Source organism: Salinicola sp. MIT1003, from assembly GCF_001858555.1.
GTDB classification, from domain to species: Bacteria; Pseudomonadota; Gammaproteobacteria; order Pseudomonadales; family Halomonadaceae; genus Salinicola; species Salinicola salarius.
In genome coordinates this window covers 15188-29243 of record NZ_MCAP01000010.1, presented here as the reverse complement: position 1 = coordinate 29243, position 14056 = coordinate 15188, and the positions used below count along the sequence as shown (strand labels likewise).

Genomic DNA, 14056 nt, shown 5'->3' with positions numbered 1-14056 from the left:
TCAGCGCGTCAGGCCGCCGCTACCGTAGCCCTTCAGGTTCGATTTCTTCATCACTGACTCATACTGGTGAGACATCAGATGAGACTGAACCTGGGCCATGAAGTCCATGATTACCACGACCACGATCAGCAGCGAGGTACCCCCGAAGTAGAACGGCACCTGCCAGGCCACCACCAGGAACTGCGGCATCAACGAGACCAGTGTGATGTAGAGCGCCCCGAACAGTGTCAGACGCGTCATCACTTTGTCGACGTAGCGAGCCGTCTGCTCTCCCGGACGAATGCCCGGCAGGAAAGCGCCGGACTTCTTCAGGTTGTCGGCGACATCCTTGGGATTGAACACCAACGCCGTGTAGAAGAAGCAGAAGAACAGCACCGCCGCGGCGAACAGAATGATGTACAGCGGCGCACCGGGAGCGAGCTGCTGCGAAGCCACCTGCAGCCACTCGAATCCGTCGCCCTGACCCAACCACTGCCCGATAGAGCCGGGAAACAGCAGGATGCTGGAGGCGAAGATCGGCGGGATGACACCTGCCATGTTGACTTTGAGCGGCAGATAGCTGCTCTGGCCGGCATACATCTTGTTGCCTACCTGGCGACGCGGATAGTTCACCGTGATGCGACGCTGGCCGCGTTCGATGAATACCACGAAGGCGACTGTCGCAATCCCGAGAATCGATAGCGCGAGCAACGGGAGCACATTCCAGGCCCCATCGTTACGAGCCAGCTCGAAAGATTGACCAATCGCGCTCGGCAAACCCGCTACGATACCGGAGAAGATGATCAGCGAAATACCGTTGCCGATTCCCTTTTCGGTAATCTGCTCGCCCAGCCACATCAGGAATACGGCACCGGCCACGAACGTCACGACTGCCGTGAAGTAGAAGCTGATGTCGCCCGAATAGGCCACGCCCTGACTGACCAGACCAACTGACATGCCCGTCGCCTGGATCAGCGCCAGCAACACCGTGCCGTAGCGTGTGTACTGGTTGATCTTGCGGCGCCCGGCTTCGCCTTCCTTCTTCAGCGCTTCGAGCTGAGGCGATACCGCGGTCAGAAGCTGCATGATGATCGACGCGGAGATATACGGCATGATCCCCAGCGCGAAGATACTCATGCGCTGCAGCGCACCCCCCGAGAACATGTTGAACATGCCCAGGATGGTGCCCTGGTTCTCCCGAAACAGGGCAGCCAGCTGGTCAGGATCGATGCCGGGGACGGGGATGTGGGCACCGATGCGGTACACCACGATCGCGATGAAGACGAAACGCAGGCGTGCCCACAGCTCGCTGAGACCACTACCCATGTTCGCCGGCATGTTTCCTGACTTAGCCATTTAGTCCTCTACTTTGCCACCGGCCGCTTCGATCGCAGCACGCGCACCTTTGGTGACCTTGAGGCCACGCACGGTAACCGCCTTGCTCAGCTCGCCGGACAGAACGACCTTGGCGTACTCGGTAGCATTCTTGAGTACGTTGGCTTTCTTCAGGCTAGCGAGATCGGCGACATCGCCCTCGACCTTGGCCAGCTCGGCCAGGCGGACTTCTTCGGACACCAGCGACTTGGCCGAGGTGAAACCGAACTTCGGCAGACGGCGCTGCAAGGGCATCTGACCACCCTCGAAGCCCGGCTTGACCGAACCACCAGAGCGAGACTTCAAGCCCTTGTGACCACGACCACCGGTCTTGCCCAGACCGGAGCCGATGCCGCGCCCGACACGCTTTTCGGCGTGCTTGGAGCCCGGAGCCGGGCTTAAGCTATTGAGTTTCATGGATTACTCTCCCTCGATTCGAACAAGGTAGTTGACCTTGTTGATCATGCCGCGAACGGCGGGGGTGTCTTCCAGCTCGACCGAATGCCCGATCCGACGCAGACCGAGACCGGTCATTGTCGCCTTGTGCTTCTTCAGGACACCGATGGTGCTGCGGGTCTGAGTGATTTTGATCGTCTGTGCCATGGTCGTTTACCCCGCCAGCTCTTCGACAGACAGGCCACGCTTGGCGGCGATGTCTTCCGGAGATTGCATGGATTCAAGACCCTTGATCGTGGCGCGAACCACGTTCACCGGGTTGGTGGAACCGTAGCACTTGGCCAGAACGTCATGTACACCGGCCAGTTCCAGCACGGAGCGCATGGCGCCACCGGCGATGATGCCGGTACCTTCGGAAGCCGGCTGCATGAAGACCTTGGACGCGCCATGACGGGCGCGTACCGGGTACTGCAGCGTGCTGCCGCTGAGGCTGACCTTGACCATGTTGCGGCGAGCCTGGTCCATGGCTTTCTGGATCGCGACCGGCACTTCACGTGCCTTGCCGCGACCGAAGCCGACCCGGCCGTTGCCATCGCCAACGACGGTCAGCGCGGTGAAGCCGAAGATACGGCCACCCTTGACCACCTTGGCGACGCGGTTGACCTGCACCAACTTCTCTTGCAGATCTCCGCCCTTCTGTTCGTTATTCGCCATCGTTAAACCCTTTAGAATTGCAGACCGCCTTCGCGTGCGGCATCAGCCAATGCCTTGACACGCCCGTGGTACTGGAACCCAGCGCGGTCAAAGGCGACCTGAGAGATGCCGGCATCCTTGGCGCGCTCGGCAATCAGAGCACCCACCTTGGCAGCCGCGTCAGCGTTGCCCGTGGCACCTTCGCGCAGGCTCTTGTCCAGCGTGGAAGCGCTGGCCAGGACCTTGCCGCCGTCCGGCGAGATGATCTGCGCATAGATGTGTCGCGGGGTGCGGTTGACGCACAGGCGAAACACACCCAAATCGCGGATCTTGGCACGGGCGCGGCGGGCACGACGGAGACGAGATTCTTTCTTCGCGTTCATAACCCTGCCTTACTTCTTCTTGGCTTCTTTGCGGCGGACACGTTCGTCACTGTACCGAACCCCTTTGCCCTTGTAGGGCTCCGGCGGACGGAACGCGCGAATTTCCGCTGCCACCTGACCGAGCTTCTGCTTGTCCGCGCTTTTCAGCACGATCACGGTGTTCTTGGGCGTTTCCGCCGTGACACCTTCGGGCAGCGTGTAGTCGATCGGGTGTGAGAAACCGAGTGTTAGGTTCAGCGTCTTGCCACTAGCCTGGGCACGATAGCCGACGCCATTGATTTCCAGCGACCGAGTGAAACCCTCGGAAGCGCCGGTGACCATGTTCTGGACCAAGGCACGAGTCGTACCAACCATGGCCCATGTTTTCGCCGTTTCGCTCGGGGCGAAAACCAGCTGGCCGTCTTCCTGAGTGATCTTCACGTCGGGATGCACGGTCAGTTCAAGCGTGCCCTGGCTACCCTTGACGGACAGCTGGTCGCCGTCGAATTTCACTTCGACGCCGCTGGGCAGTTTAACCGGATACTTGGCTACGCGAGACATTACTCACTCCTAGAATACGGTGCAGATGACTTCACCACCGACACCCGCCTGGCGTGCGGCACGATCGGTCATGACACCTTGAGAGGTGGTAACGATCGCCACACCCAGACCGTCCGCGACCTTGGGCAATTCGCTCTTGCCCTTGTAGATCCGCAGTGACGGCTTGGACATACGCTGGAGGTGCTCGATAACCGGCTTGCCCTCGAAGTACTTGAGGGTCACGGTCAGCTCGGGCTTGGCGCCTTCGGTGACCGATACGTCGGTAATATAGCCTTCCTGCTTGAGTACGCGGGCCACTTCAACCTTGAGCTTGGAAGACGGCATGGTAACCGTCTCCTTGGTGGCCATCTGCGCATTGCGAATACGGGTAAACATATCCGCTAGAGTATCTTGCATGCTCATTACATTGCGCTCCTGAATTCCTCGACGTGGCTTACCAGCTGGACTTCTTCAGCCCAGGGACATCGCCACGCATGGCAGCTTCGCGCAGCTTGTTACGGGCCAGTCCGAACTTGTTGTAGTAACCGTGCGGACGACCGGTAATGCGGCAGCGGTTGCGCTGACGGACCTGACTGGAGTCACGCGGCAACTGCTGCAGCTTCAGCTGAGCGTCGAAGCGCTCTTCGTCAGAAGCGTTGACGTCATAAATGACGGCTTTGAGCGCGGCACGCTTGGCGGCGTATTTGTCGACCAGCTTTGCGCGCTTGAGCTCACGCTCAATCATGCTTTTCTTTGCCATGAATCCACCCTTATTGCTTGAACGGGAAGTTCAGCGCGCTGAGAAGCGCACGACCTTCTTCGTCGGTGATGGCGCTGGTCGTGATGGTGACATCCAGACCCCGGATCCGGTCGATCTTATCATACTCGATCTCCGGAAAGATGATCTGCTCACGTACGCCCATGGAGTAGTTGCCACGGCCATCGAAGGATTTCGGGTTCAGGCCGCGGAAGTCACGCACGCGAGGAATCGCGATGTTGACCAGGCGGTCCAGGAATTCCCACATCCTTTCGCGGCGCAGCGTCACCTTGACGCCGATCGGCCAGCCTTCGCGGACCTTGAAGCCAGCGATGGACTTGCGCGCCTTGGTTACCACCGGCTTCTGACCGGAGAGCTTCTCCAGGTCGCCGATGGCGTTGTCGATCAGCTTTTTATCGCTGGTCGCTTCGCCGATGCCCATGTTCAGCGTCACCTTGGTGATCCGGGGCACCTGCATAACGTTGGCATAGCTGAACTGCTCTTTGAGCTGAGCCATGACCTCGTTTTGATAACGTTCTTTCAAGTTCGCCATTTTGCTACCCGACTCGCGTTAGGCGTCGATCTGCTTCTGCGTCGACTTGTAGATACGTACCTTGGTACCGTCTTCCTGTAGCTGGAAGCCGACGCGATCCGCCTTGCCGGTCTCCGCATTGAAGATGGCTACGTTGGACGCATGGATCGGAGCCTCACGCTCGACGATACCCCCCGGGTTGCCAACCATAGGATTGGGCTTGGTATGGCGCTTGATCATGTTCACGCCCGAAACGACATAACGGTCGTTGTCGAGGACGCGCTTGATCGTGCCACGCTTGCCCTTGTCCTTGCCGGCGATGACGATGACTTCGTCGTCACGTTTGATCTTGTGCATATCCGCCTCGCTCCTTACAGCACTTCGGGCGCCAAGGAAATGATCTTCATGAATTTCTCGTTACGAAGTTCACGAGTTACCGGTCCGAAGATACGGGTGCCGATCGGCTGTTCGTTGGCGTTATTCAACAGAACTGCCGCATTTCCGTCGAAGCGGATCAGCGAACCGTCGTTACGACGGACACCGCTACGCGTACGCACGACCACCGCCTTGAGGACCTGGCCTTTCTTGACCTTGCCCCGCGGGATGGCTTCTTTGACCGTCACTTTGATGATGTCGCCAACGCGAGCGTAACGGCGGTGTGAACCACCCAGCACCTTGATGCACTGCACCCGGCGCGCGCCGCTGTTATCCGCGACATCCAGCATTGTCTGCGTCTGAATCATTGGTTTTCTCCAAACCTAATCTGACTGCACTGGTTCAGAAGGCGCCTGTCGGGCTCAGCCCTTGGCCTGCTCGACCACCTCGACCAACGTCCAGGCCTTCTTCTTGGACAGCGGGCGGCATTCCTGAATGGATACCAGATCGCCGGCCTTGGCCTGATTCGACTCGTCGTGGGCGTGCAGCTTGGTGGAGCGCTTCATGTACTTGCCGTAGATCGGATGGCGCTCGCGGCGCTCGATCAATACGACAATCGATTTTTCCATCTTGTCGCTCACCACCCTGCCGGTGAGCGTACGTGCTTTGCTTGCTTCAGCCATTATTGGTCACCTGCCTTCTGGTTGAGCACAGTCTTGACGCGAGCGATGTCGCGACGCACCTGCTTGAGCAGATGCGTCTGGCTCAGCTGGCCGGTGGCCTTCTGCATGCGCAGATTGAACTGCTCACGGAGCAGTTCGAAGAGCTGCTCCTGCAGCGCATCGACTGACTTTTCACGCATTTCGTTGGCTTTCATCACATCACCGTCCGTTTCACAAAGGTGGTGGAGATGGGCATTTTCTGGGCTGCCAGAGAGAAGGCTTCACGCGCCAGCTCTTCGGAGACGCCCTCGATTTCGTAAAGTACTCTGCCCGGCTGAATCTGAGCGACCCAGTACTCGACGGAACCCTTACCCTTACCCATACGAACCTCGAGAGGCTTGTTGGTAATCGGCTTGTCCGGGAATACACGGATCCAGATCTTGCCACCACGCTTGACGTGACGGGTAATGGCACGACGACCCGCCTCGATCTGACGTGCGGTGATACGGCCGCGATCGGTAGCTTTGAGACCGAAGTCCCCGAAGCTCACCTTGCTGCCGCGATGCGCCAGGCCGCGGTTACGACCTTTCTGCACCTTGCGGAACTTTGTACGCTTGGGTTGCAACATCGATCAGTCTCCCCTTACCTGGAACCTTTCTTCTTCGGTGCGGGTGCCTGAGCCTGCTGCTTCTGCTTGGCACGCACCTCTTCGATGCCCCCGAGGATTTCGCCCTTGAAGACCCAGACCTTGACGCCGATGACGCCGTAGGTGGTGTGGGCTTCATAGGTGGCGTAATCGATATCGGCACGCAGTGTATGAAGCGGCACGCGGCCTTCGCGATACCACTCGGTACGTGCGATCTCGGCACCACCCAGACGACCGGAGAGCTGCACCTTGATGCCGCCGGCGCCCAGACGCATGGCGTTCTGGACGGCACGCTTCATGGCGCGACGGAACATCACGCGACGCTCGAGCTGACCGGCGATGTTCTGCGCGACCAGAGCGGCATCGAGTTCCGGCTTGCGGACTTCTTCGATGTTGACATGCACCGGCACACCCATCATGCGGGTGACATCCTGACGCAGACGATCGACGTCCTCGCCCTTCTTGCCAATCACGATACCCGGACGGGCAGTGTGAATGGTGATACGGGCGTTGTTGGCCGGACGCTCGATGGTAATGCGGCTCACGGAAGCGTTCTTCAGACGCTCCTCGAGATAGCTACGCACTTCCAGATCGCTGTTCAGCTTGTCGGCATAGGCTCCACGCTCGGCATACCAGACCGAGGTGTGATCCTTGACGATGCCCAGTCGGATACCGACTGGATTGACTTTCTGACCCATCTGGTCGACTCCTACTTCTCGGCTACCTTGACGGTGATGTGGCAGGTGCGCTTCAGAATGCGATCCGCACGGCCTTTGGCGCGCGGTTGAATGCGCTTGAGCGTCATGCCCTCATCGACACAGATGGTCGAGACACGCAGCTCGTCGATGTCCATGCCGTTGTTTTCTTCCGCATTGGCGATCGCGGACTGCAGCACCTTCTTGACCAGCTTGGCGGCCTTCTTCGGTGAGAAGGTCAGCACGTCGAGCGCTTCGGCGACCGGCTTACCGCGCACCTGGTCAGCCACCAAACGGGCCTTCTGGGCGGATAAGCTCGCGCCACGCAACTTAGCAGCGACTTCCATCTCTTATTCCTCTTGGCTTACCGTTTGGCTTTCTTGTCCGCTGCGTGACCGCGATAGGTGCGGGTGGCAGCGAACTCGCCCAACTTGTGGCCGACCATTTCCTCGGAGACATGCACCGGGACATGCTGGCGACCGTTATGTACCGCAATGGTGAGCCCGACCATGTTGGGCAGGATCATCGAACGACGCGACCAGGTCTTGATCGGTTTGCGATCGTTCTTTTCCGTTGCGACTTCGACCTTCTTCAACAGATGAAGGTCGATAAAAGGACCTTTCTTCAGTGAACGTGGCACAGCCGTTACCTCTTAATGTCTGTTACTTGGACTTGCGGCGACGAACGATGAGCTTGTCGGTACGCTTGTTCTTGCGGGTCTTGTGGCCCTTGGTGGGAATCCCCCACGGGCTGACCGGGTGACGACCGCCACTGGTGCGGCCTTCACCGCCACCGTGCGGGTGGTCCACCGGGTTCATTGCGACACCGCGAACAGTCGGGCGCACCCCTCTCCAACGTTTCGCACCGGCCTTGCCCAATTGACGCAGGCTGTGCTCGGAGTTGCCCACTTCGCCCAATGTAGCGCGGCACTCGGACAGTACGCGGCGCATCTCGCCAGAACGCAGACGCAGAGTCGCGTAGTTGCCTTCACGTGCAACCAGCTGAGCGCTGGCACCGGCACTACGGGCAATCTGCGCACCCTTGCCCGGCTTCAGCTCGATGCAATGCACCGTGGAACCGACCGGAATGTTGCGCAGCGGCAGCGCGTTTCCGCGCTTGATGGCGGCGTTGACACCGGACTCCACCACGTCGCCGACCTTGAGGGCCTTGGGCGCGATGATGTAACGACGCTCGCCGTCCATGTACTTCAGCAGCGCGATGTTGGCGCTACGGTTCGGATCGTATTCGATACGCTCGACGGTGGCCTTGACGCCATCCTTGATGCGCTTGAAATCGATCAAACGATAATGCTGACGATGACCACCACCCACGTGACGCGTGGTGATACGGCCATTGTTGTTACGCCCGCCCGACTTCGACTGCTTCTCGACAAGCGCACCATAGGCGCGGCCCTTGTAGAGCTCGTCGTTGACGACCTTGACGAGGTGACGACGACCGGCGGACGTGGGTTTTGTCTTGACTACTGCCATGATCCGTACTCCTGCCTTACTCGGCGCCAGAGAAGTCTTCGAGCGTTTCGCCCGCAGCCAGGGTCACGTACGCCTTGCGGTAACCCTTGCGCAGACCAATACCGAAGCGAGTGCGTTTGGTCTTGCCCTTGACGTTGAGCACCTGAACGCCGGCAACCTTCTTGCCGAAAAGCGCTTCAACTGCCTTCTTGATCTCGGGCTTGGTCGCGTCCTGGGCCACTTTGAACACGTACTGATTGTTCTCAGCGGCGAGAGCGGCCTTCTCGGTCATGTGAGGTCCGAGCAGAACCTTGTATACGCGTTCCTGGTTCATCCCAGCTTCTCCTCGAATTTACGCAGAGCGGAGACGGTCATCAGCACCTTGTCGAAGGCGACCAGACTGACCGGATCAGCGGCCGCAGCGTCGACGACATCGACGTTGGGGATGTTGCGCGCTGCCAGATAGAGCTTCTCGTCGATTTCTTCGGTGACGATCAGCACTTTCTCGAGCTCCAGCTCCTTGAGCTTGCCGACCAGCTGCTTGGTCTTGGAGGTTTCGACGACGAACTCCTCGACCAGTACCAGACGTTCCTGGCGAACCAGCTCGGACAGGATCGAACGCATGGCCGCACGATACATCTTGCGGTTGACCTTCTGCGTGTAGTCCTGCGGACGAGCGGCAAACGTTACGCCACCACTACGCCACAGCGGCGAACGAATGGTGCCGGCACGTGCACGACCAGTACCCTTCTGACGCCACGGCTTCTTGCCGCCACCACGGACATCGGAGCGGTTCTTCTGAGCGCGGGTACCCTGACGGCCCGCCGCCAGATAAGCGGTAACGACCTGGTGGACCAGCGCTTCGTTGAAGTCTTTGCCAAAGGTCTCTTCGGACACTTCGACGGTGCCTGCGGCACCTACGAGATTCAGATTCATCGGTCTCAGTCCCCTCAGCGAGCTTTCACGGCACTGCGCACAACGACATCACTGCCGGGTGCACCGGGCACGGCGCCCTTGATCAACAGCAGATTGCGCTCGGCATCGACACGTACCACTTCCAGCGTCTGGACAGTGACACGCTCGTTACCCAGCTGACCGGCCATTTTCTTGCCCTTGAAAACGCGACCCGGAGTCTGGCATTGACCGATGGAACCCGGCGCACGGTGAGACAGCGAGTTACCGTGGGTATTATCCTGGGTACGGAAATTCCAGCGCTTAACGGCGCCTTGGAAGCCTTTACCCTTGGAGGTACCGGTCACATCGACTTTCTGACCAGCTTCAAAGAGGGATACGGTGAAGGAACCGCCCACTTCCGGAGTCTCATCGTCTTCTGTCAGACGGAACTCCATCAGGGAACGGCCTGCCTCGACACCTGCCTTGGCGTATTGACCAGCAATCGCCTTGGAGAGGTGCTTGGCTTTGCGGGAGCCAGTTGTAACCTGCACCGCGCGGTAGCCGTCAGACTCAACGGTCTTGACGCCAGCGATACGGTTAGGCTCAACCTCGATAACGGTTACGGGCACGGATGCGCCATCTTCGGTAAAGACACGGGTCATGCCCGCCTTCTTACCGACCAAACCGATAGTCATGTTCAGTCTCCTTTAGTGTACGGGGCTATCACCCGCTATGGCTGCCCTTTCCAGAGCATTCCACTAGCACATTGTGTGGCGTCTCACGACGCGGCGGAAGCTGGTGAACTCAACGTCCGCTAGTGTCTAGTGTTAGTTTCAGTCGAGTTTAATCTGCACGTCTACGCCAGCGGCAAGATCGAGCTTCATCAGCGCATCGACGGTCTTTTCCGTCGGCTCGACGATGTCGAGAACGCGCTTGTGCGTGCGAATCTCATACTGATCGCGCGCGTCCTTGTTGACGTGCGGTGAAATCAGGATGGTGTAACGCTCGCGGTTGGTCGGCAGCGGGATCGGACCACGCACCTGAGCGCCAGTGCGCTTGGCTGTATCCACGATCTCCTGAGCCGACTGATCGATCAGCCGATGGTCAAACGCTTTCAGCCGAATGCGAATCTTCTGGTTCTGCATTTACCTTATGCTCCACTGGATGCTGACGGCGCGAGCCGTCGACCCACGCGTTCAAAGGACGCGCATTATAGGAGAGCCCCGATTGAGAGTCAAACACACCATCTATCGGGACTATCAAACCCACACAGAAAAAGGGGCGCGCAAGCGCCCCTTCTTTGGCAATCATCGAAAAAGCTTACTCGATGATCTTGGCAACCACGCCGGCGCCAACGGTACGACCACCTTCGCGGATAGCGAAGCGCAGGCCGTCTTCCATGGCGATCGGGGCGATCAGGGTCACGACCATCTGGACGTTGTCGCCCGGCATGACCATCTCGACACCTTCCGGCAGTTCACAAGTACCGGTGACGTCAGTGGTACGGAAGTAGAACTGCGGACGATAGCCCTTGAAGAACGGCGTGTGACGACCACCTTCTTCCTTGGACAGCACGTAGACTTCGGCTTCGAACTTGGTGTGCGGCTTGATCGTACCCGGCTTGGCCAGAACCTGACCACGCTCGACGTCATCACGCTTGGTACCACGCAACAGCGCACCGACGTTCTCGCCAGCACGACCTTCGTCGAGCAGCTTGCGGAACATCTCGACGCCAGTAACGGTCGTCTTGGTGGTGTCGTGAATACCGACGATTTCGACTTCGTCGCCAGTCTTGACGATGCCGCGCTCGACACGACCCGTCACGACGGTACCGCGACCAGAGATGGAGAACACGTCTTCGATCGGCATCAGGAACGGCTGGTCGATGGCACGCTCCGGCTCCGGAATGTACTCGTCCAGAGACTTGATCAGGTTGGCAACGGCGGTGGTACCCATGCCGTTGTCATCCTTGCCTTCCAGCGCCATCAGTGCAGAACCAATGATGATCGGGGTGTCGTCACCCGGGAAGTCGTACTCGCTCAGCAGTTCGCGAACTTCCATCTCGACCAGCTCGAGCAGCTCTTCGTCGTCGACCATGTCGGCCTTGTTCAGGAACACGACGATGTACGGAACGCCAACCTGGCGAGACAGCAGGATGTGCTCGCGAGTCTGCGGCATCGGGCCGTCGGCAGCGGAACAGACCAGGATCGCGCCGTCCATCTGGGCAGCACCGGTGATCATGTTCTTGACGTAGTCAGCGTGTCCCGGGCAGTCGACGTGCGCGTAATGGCGAACTTCGGACTGGTACTCGACGTGAGCGGTCGCGATGGTGATACCGCGCTCGCGCTCTTCCGGCGCGTTGTCGATGGTGTCGAACTGACGCCATTCGCCACCGAAGACTTCGGCGGAAACACGAGTCAGCGCTGCCGTCAGAGTCGTTTTACCGTGGTCGACGTGACCGATGGTGCCGACGTTGACGTGCGGTTTGGAGCGTTCAAATTTTTCCTTAGCCACTGCTATAACCTCTTTACGTTAGCTAACGGTTAACCGTTCTGATTGATGACGGCATCAACGACGCTGGATGGCGCCTCTTCGTAATTCGCAAACTCCATGGTGTAGCTTGCGCGTCCCTGGGTCTGAGAACGCAGATCGGTTGCATAACCGAACATCTCAGCCAACGGAACCGTGGCGCGAATGACCTTGCCAGAAGACGAGTCATCCATGCCCTGCACAAGGCCACGACGGCGGTTGAGGTCGCCCATGACATCACCCATGAAATCTTCGGGCGTCACGACTTCGACCTTCATCACCGGCTCGAGCAACACGGCCTTAGCCTTACGAGCACCTTCTTTGATCGCCATGGAAGAGGCAACCTTGAACGCAGTCTCGTTGGAGTCCACGTCGTGGTAGGAACCGTCGAACAGCGTGACCTTGACGTCGATCATCGGGTAACCCGCGATGACGCCGTTCTTGAGCTGTTCGTAAGCCCCTTTTTCGACGGCCGGCACGTACTCTTTCGGTACGACACCACCGACGATCTCGGACGCGAACTTGAAGGTCATCTCCTCGTCCTCGCCCTTGTCTTCGGCCGTCAGCGGCTCGATGCGCAACCAGACATGACCGTACTGGCCGCGACCACCAGACTGACGAACGAACTTGCCTTCCTGTTCCACCGACTGACGGATGGTCTCGCGGTAGGCAACCTGCGGCTTGCCGATGTTGGCCTCGACCTTGAACTCGCGACGCATGCGATCGACGATGATGTCGAGGTGCAACTCGCCCATGCCCGAGATGATGGTCTGGCCAGTCTCTTCGTCGGTCTGCACGCGGAAAGACGGATCTTCCTGCGCCAGCTTGCCGAGGGCGACGCCCATCTTCTCCTGGTCGGGCTTGGACTTCGGCTCGACGGCGACGGAGATGACCGGCTCCGGAAACTCCATACGCTCCAGGATGATCTTGTCGTTCAGATCACACAGCGTGTCGCCTGTCGTGACGTCCTTGAGACCGATGCACGCTGCGATATCGCCAGCGTAGACCTCTTTGATCTCTTCGCGCGAGTTGGCGTGCATCTGAACGATACGACCGACGCGCTCTTTCTTCGACTTCACGGAGTTGAAGACGCTGTCGCCAGACTTCAGAACGCCCGAGTAGACGCGCATGAAGGTCAGCGTACCGACGAACGGGTCGGTCGCGATCTTGAACGCCAGCGCCGCAAACGGTGCATTGTCGTCGGCTTCACGCGTCGCGATGGTGCCGTCCTTGTCGTCGAGCTCACCTTCGATCGCCTTGACTTCGGTCGGCGACGGCAGGTACTCGATGACGCCATCCAGAACGGCCTGAACGCCCTTGTTCTTGAACGCGGAGCCACAGGTGACGAGAACGATCTCGTTGGCCAGAGTGCGCGCACGCAGGCCAGCCTTGATCTCCTCGACGGACAGGTCGCCTTCTTCGAGGTACTTGTCCATGAGTTCTTCGTTGGCTTCGGCGGCAGCCTCGACCATCTGCTCACGATACTTTTCGGCGGTTTCCTGCAGATCGGCCGGGATATCGACCAGGTCGTAGTTCATGCCGAAGTTGTCTTCGTCCCACAAAATGGCCTTCATCTGAATGAGATCGACCACGCCCTTGAAGTCGTCTTCCGCACCCCAGTTGATCTGGATCGGAACGACGTTGGCGCCCAGGCGATTCTTCAGCTGGTCCAGCACCATGTAGTAATCAGCCCCGGCACGGTCCATCTTGTTGACGAACACCATGCGCGGAACTTCGTACTTGTTGGCCTGACGCCAGACGGTTTCGGTCTGCGGCTGAACGCCGGAAGAACCGCACAGTACGACAACGGCGCCATCCAGAACGCGCAAGGAACGCTCGACTTCGATAGTGAAATCGACGTGTCCCGGCGTATCGATGATGTTGATACGGTGTTCGTCGAACTGCTTGTTCATGCCCTGCCAGAAGCAGGTGGTCGCAGCAGAGGTGATCGTAATGCCACGCTCCTGCTCCTGCTCCATCCAGTCCATGACGGCAGCGCCCTCATGAACCTCGCCTACCTTGTGGGAAAGGCCGGTGTAGAACAGGACACGCTCGGTAGTGGTCGTCTTACCAGCGTCGACGTGGGCAACGATACCGATATTGCGATAACGCTTGAGTGGTGTCTTTCGTGCCACGATGGAAGTCCCCGTTGT

Annotated in this window: 24 protein-coding genes; all 24 read right to left on the bottom strand. The window is 59.0% G+C overall.

The window, feature by feature from the left end:
* On the bottom strand, positions 1-1335 hold the full coding sequence (secY, locus tag BC443_RS04875) for a preprotein translocase subunit SecY (protein WP_071230725.1): 1335 nt from the start codon (positions 1333-1335) through the stop codon (positions 1-3).
* On the bottom strand, positions 1336-1770 hold the full coding sequence (gene rplO, locus BC443_RS04870) for a 50S ribosomal protein L15 (RefSeq protein WP_071230724.1): 435 nt from the start codon (positions 1768-1770) through the stop codon (positions 1336-1338). It lies immediately after the preceding gene.
* Positions 1771-1773: 3 nt separating this feature from the next.
* Complete coding sequence (gene rpmD, locus BC443_RS04865) at positions 1774-1956, bottom strand: 50S ribosomal protein L30 (RefSeq protein WP_071230723.1); 183 nt, start codon at positions 1954-1956, stop codon at positions 1774-1776.
* A gap of 6 nt (positions 1957-1962) precedes the next feature.
* A complete protein-coding gene (gene rpsE / locus BC443_RS04860) occupies positions 1963-2463 on the bottom strand; it encodes a 30S ribosomal protein S5 (protein WP_071230722.1) in 501 nt (166 codons plus the stop codon).
* Positions 2464-2474: 11 nt separating this feature from the next.
* Positions 2475-2825 (bottom strand): 50S ribosomal protein L18, encoded by a 351-nt coding sequence (gene rplR, locus BC443_RS04855; RefSeq protein ID WP_071230721.1) that lies wholly within the window; start codon positions 2823-2825, stop codon positions 2475-2477.
* Positions 2826-2834: 9 nt separating this feature from the next.
* Entirely contained in the window at positions 2835-3365 is a 531-nt protein-coding gene (gene rplF / locus BC443_RS04850) for a 50S ribosomal protein L6 (RefSeq protein ID WP_071230720.1), read from the bottom strand.
* Positions 3366-3374: 9 nt separating this feature from the next.
* On the bottom strand, positions 3375-3767 hold the full coding sequence (gene rpsH / locus BC443_RS04845; RefSeq protein ID WP_071230719.1) for a 30S ribosomal protein S8: 393 nt from the start codon (positions 3765-3767) through the stop codon (positions 3375-3377).
* A gap of 31 nt (positions 3768-3798) precedes the next feature.
* On the bottom strand, positions 3799-4104 hold the full coding sequence (gene rpsN, locus BC443_RS04840) for a 30S ribosomal protein S14 (protein WP_071230718.1): 306 nt from the start codon (positions 4102-4104) through the stop codon (positions 3799-3801).
* A gap of 10 nt (positions 4105-4114) precedes the next feature.
* The gene (rplE, locus tag BC443_RS04835) at positions 4115-4654 is read right to left on the bottom strand and encodes a 50S ribosomal protein L5 (protein WP_071230717.1); all 540 of its coding nucleotides are present in this window, start codon (positions 4652-4654) and stop codon (positions 4115-4117) included.
* Positions 4655-4672: 18 nt separating this feature from the next.
* Complete coding sequence (gene rplX / locus BC443_RS04830) at positions 4673-4990, bottom strand: 50S ribosomal protein L24 (RefSeq protein ID WP_071230716.1); 318 nt, start codon at positions 4988-4990, stop codon at positions 4673-4675.
* Between the two features lie 14 nt (positions 4991-5004).
* Positions 5005-5376 carry a 50S ribosomal protein L14 gene (gene rplN, locus BC443_RS04825; RefSeq protein WP_071230715.1) on the bottom strand — a complete coding sequence of 124 codons (372 nt, stop codon included), beginning with the start codon at positions 5374-5376 and terminating at the stop codon, positions 5005-5007.
* Between the two features lie 54 nt (positions 5377-5430).
* Positions 5431-5691, bottom strand: a complete 261-nt coding sequence (gene rpsQ / locus BC443_RS04820) for a 30S ribosomal protein S17 (RefSeq protein WP_071230714.1) — start codon at positions 5689-5691, stop codon at positions 5431-5433.
* A complete protein-coding gene (rpmC, locus tag BC443_RS04815; RefSeq protein ID WP_071230713.1) occupies positions 5691-5885 on the bottom strand; it encodes a 50S ribosomal protein L29 in 195 nt (64 codons plus the stop codon). Before rpmC ends, rpsQ begins: the two co-directional genes overlap by 1 nt.
* Entirely contained in the window at positions 5885-6298 is a 414-nt protein-coding gene (gene rplP / locus BC443_RS04810; protein WP_071230712.1) for a 50S ribosomal protein L16, read from the bottom strand. The genes rpmC and rplP overlap by 1 nt, the downstream gene beginning before the upstream one ends.
* Positions 6299-6312: 14 nt before the next feature.
* Positions 6313-7014, bottom strand: coding sequence for a 30S ribosomal protein S3 (rpsC, locus tag BC443_RS04805; RefSeq protein ID WP_071230711.1), 702 nt, complete (start codon positions 7012-7014; stop codon positions 6313-6315).
* 11 nt (positions 7015-7025) lie between these two features.
* Positions 7026-7358 carry a 50S ribosomal protein L22 gene (rplV, locus tag BC443_RS04800; RefSeq protein WP_035470378.1) on the bottom strand — a complete coding sequence of 111 codons (333 nt, stop codon included), beginning with the start codon at positions 7356-7358 and terminating at the stop codon, positions 7026-7028.
* A 17-nt stretch (positions 7359-7375) separates the two neighbouring features.
* Positions 7376-7651: a 30S ribosomal protein S19 gene (gene rpsS / locus BC443_RS04795; RefSeq protein ID WP_071230710.1), complete on the bottom strand. Its 276-nt coding sequence runs from the start codon at positions 7649-7651 to the stop codon at positions 7376-7378.
* 22 nt (positions 7652-7673) lie between these two features.
* On the bottom strand, positions 7674-8501 hold the full coding sequence (gene rplB / locus BC443_RS04790) for a 50S ribosomal protein L2 (protein WP_071230709.1): 828 nt from the start codon (positions 8499-8501) through the stop codon (positions 7674-7676).
* A gap of 16 nt (positions 8502-8517) precedes the next feature.
* Positions 8518-8814 carry a 50S ribosomal protein L23 gene (gene rplW / locus BC443_RS04785; protein WP_071230708.1) on the bottom strand — a complete coding sequence of 99 codons (297 nt, stop codon included), beginning with the start codon at positions 8812-8814 and terminating at the stop codon, positions 8518-8520.
* A complete protein-coding gene (gene rplD, locus BC443_RS04780; protein ID WP_071230707.1) occupies positions 8811-9416 on the bottom strand; it encodes a 50S ribosomal protein L4 in 606 nt (201 codons plus the stop codon). Before rplD ends, rplW begins: the two co-directional genes overlap by 4 nt.
* A gap of 14 nt (positions 9417-9430) precedes the next feature.
* Positions 9431-10069, bottom strand: a complete 639-nt coding sequence (gene rplC / locus BC443_RS04775) for a 50S ribosomal protein L3 (RefSeq protein WP_071230706.1) — start codon at positions 10067-10069, stop codon at positions 9431-9433.
* Between the two features lie 138 nt (positions 10070-10207).
* The gene (gene rpsJ, locus BC443_RS04770; RefSeq protein ID WP_035470365.1) at positions 10208-10519 is read right to left on the bottom strand and encodes a 30S ribosomal protein S10; all 312 of its coding nucleotides are present in this window, start codon (positions 10517-10519) and stop codon (positions 10208-10210) included.
* A 175-nt stretch (positions 10520-10694) separates the two neighbouring features.
* Positions 10695-11888, bottom strand: coding sequence for an elongation factor Tu (gene tuf / locus BC443_RS04765; protein WP_071230705.1), 1194 nt, complete (start codon positions 11886-11888; stop codon positions 10695-10697).
* 29 nt (positions 11889-11917) lie between these two features.
* Complete coding sequence (gene fusA, locus BC443_RS04760; protein ID WP_071230704.1) at positions 11918-14038, bottom strand: elongation factor G; 2121 nt, start codon at positions 14036-14038, stop codon at positions 11918-11920.
* Positions 14039-14056: the final 18 nt, after the last annotated feature.

Bases quoted from the DNA above. Each gene is read 5' to 3' on its own strand.
- rpsC (WP_071230711.1), bottom strand. From the start codon at position 7,014: ATGGGTCAGAAAGTCAATCCAGTCGGTATCCGACTGGGCATCGTCAAG.
- rplV (WP_035470378.1), bottom strand. From the start codon at position 7,358: ATGGAAGTCGCTGCTAAGTTGCGTGGCGCGAGCTTATCCGCCCAGAAG.
- secY (WP_071230725.1), bottom strand. From the start codon at position 1,335: ATGGCTAAGTCAGGAAACATGCCGGCGAACATGGGTAGTGGTCTCAGC.
- rplW (WP_071230708.1), bottom strand. From the start codon at position 8,814: ATGAACCAGGAACGCGTATACAAGGTTCTGCTCGGACCTCACATGACC.
- rplC (WP_071230706.1), bottom strand. From the start codon at position 10,069: ATGACTATCGGTTTGGTCGGTAAGAAGGCGGGCATGACCCGTGTCTTT.
- rpsQ (WP_071230714.1), bottom strand. From the start codon at position 5,691: ATGGCTGAAGCAAGCAAAGCACGTACGCTCACCGGCAGGGTGGTGAGC.
- rpsJ (WP_035470365.1), bottom strand. From the start codon at position 10,519: ATGCAGAACCAGAAGATTCGCATTCGGCTGAAAGCGTTTGACCATCGG.
- rpmC (WP_071230713.1), bottom strand. From the start codon at position 5,885: ATGAAAGCCAACGAAATGCGTGAAAAGTCAGTCGATGCGCTGCAGGAG.
- rplO (WP_071230724.1), bottom strand. From the start codon at position 1,770: ATGAAACTCAATAGCTTAAGCCCGGCTCCGGGCTCCAAGCACGCCGAA.
- rpsE (WP_071230722.1), bottom strand. From the start codon at position 2,463: ATGGCGAATAACGAACAGAAGGGCGGAGATCTGCAAGAGAAGTTGGTG.
- rpsN (WP_071230718.1), bottom strand. From the start codon at position 4,104: ATGGCAAAGAAAAGCATGATTGAGCGTGAGCTCAAGCGCGCAAAGCTG.
- rplN (WP_071230715.1), bottom strand. From the start codon at position 5,376: ATGATTCAGACGCAGACAATGCTGGATGTCGCGGATAACAGCGGCGCG.
- rpsH (WP_071230719.1), bottom strand. From the start codon at position 3,767: ATGAGCATGCAAGATACTCTAGCGGATATGTTTACCCGTATTCGCAAT.
- rplF (WP_071230720.1), bottom strand. From the start codon at position 3,365: ATGTCTCGCGTAGCCAAGTATCCGGTTAAACTGCCCAGCGGCGTCGAA.
- rplR (WP_071230721.1), bottom strand. From the start codon at position 2,825: ATGAACGCGAAGAAAGAATCTCGTCTCCGTCGTGCCCGCCGCGCCCGT.
- rplP (WP_071230712.1), bottom strand. From the start codon at position 6,298: ATGTTGCAACCCAAGCGTACAAAGTTCCGCAAGGTGCAGAAAGGTCGT.
- rplX (WP_071230716.1), bottom strand. From the start codon at position 4,990: ATGCACAAGATCAAACGTGACGACGAAGTCATCGTCATCGCCGGCAAG.
- rpmD (WP_071230723.1), bottom strand. From the start codon at position 1,956: ATGGCACAGACGATCAAAATCACTCAGACCCGCAGCACCATCGGTGTC.
- rplE (WP_071230717.1), bottom strand. From the start codon at position 4,654: ATGGCGAACTTGAAAGAACGTTATCAAAACGAGGTCATGGCTCAGCTC.
- rplB (WP_071230709.1), bottom strand. From the start codon at position 8,501: ATGGCAGTAGTCAAGACAAAACCCACGTCCGCCGGTCGTCGTCACCTC.
- rplD (WP_071230707.1), bottom strand. From the start codon at position 9,416: ATGAATCTGAATCTCGTAGGTGCCGCAGGCACCGTCGAAGTGTCCGAA.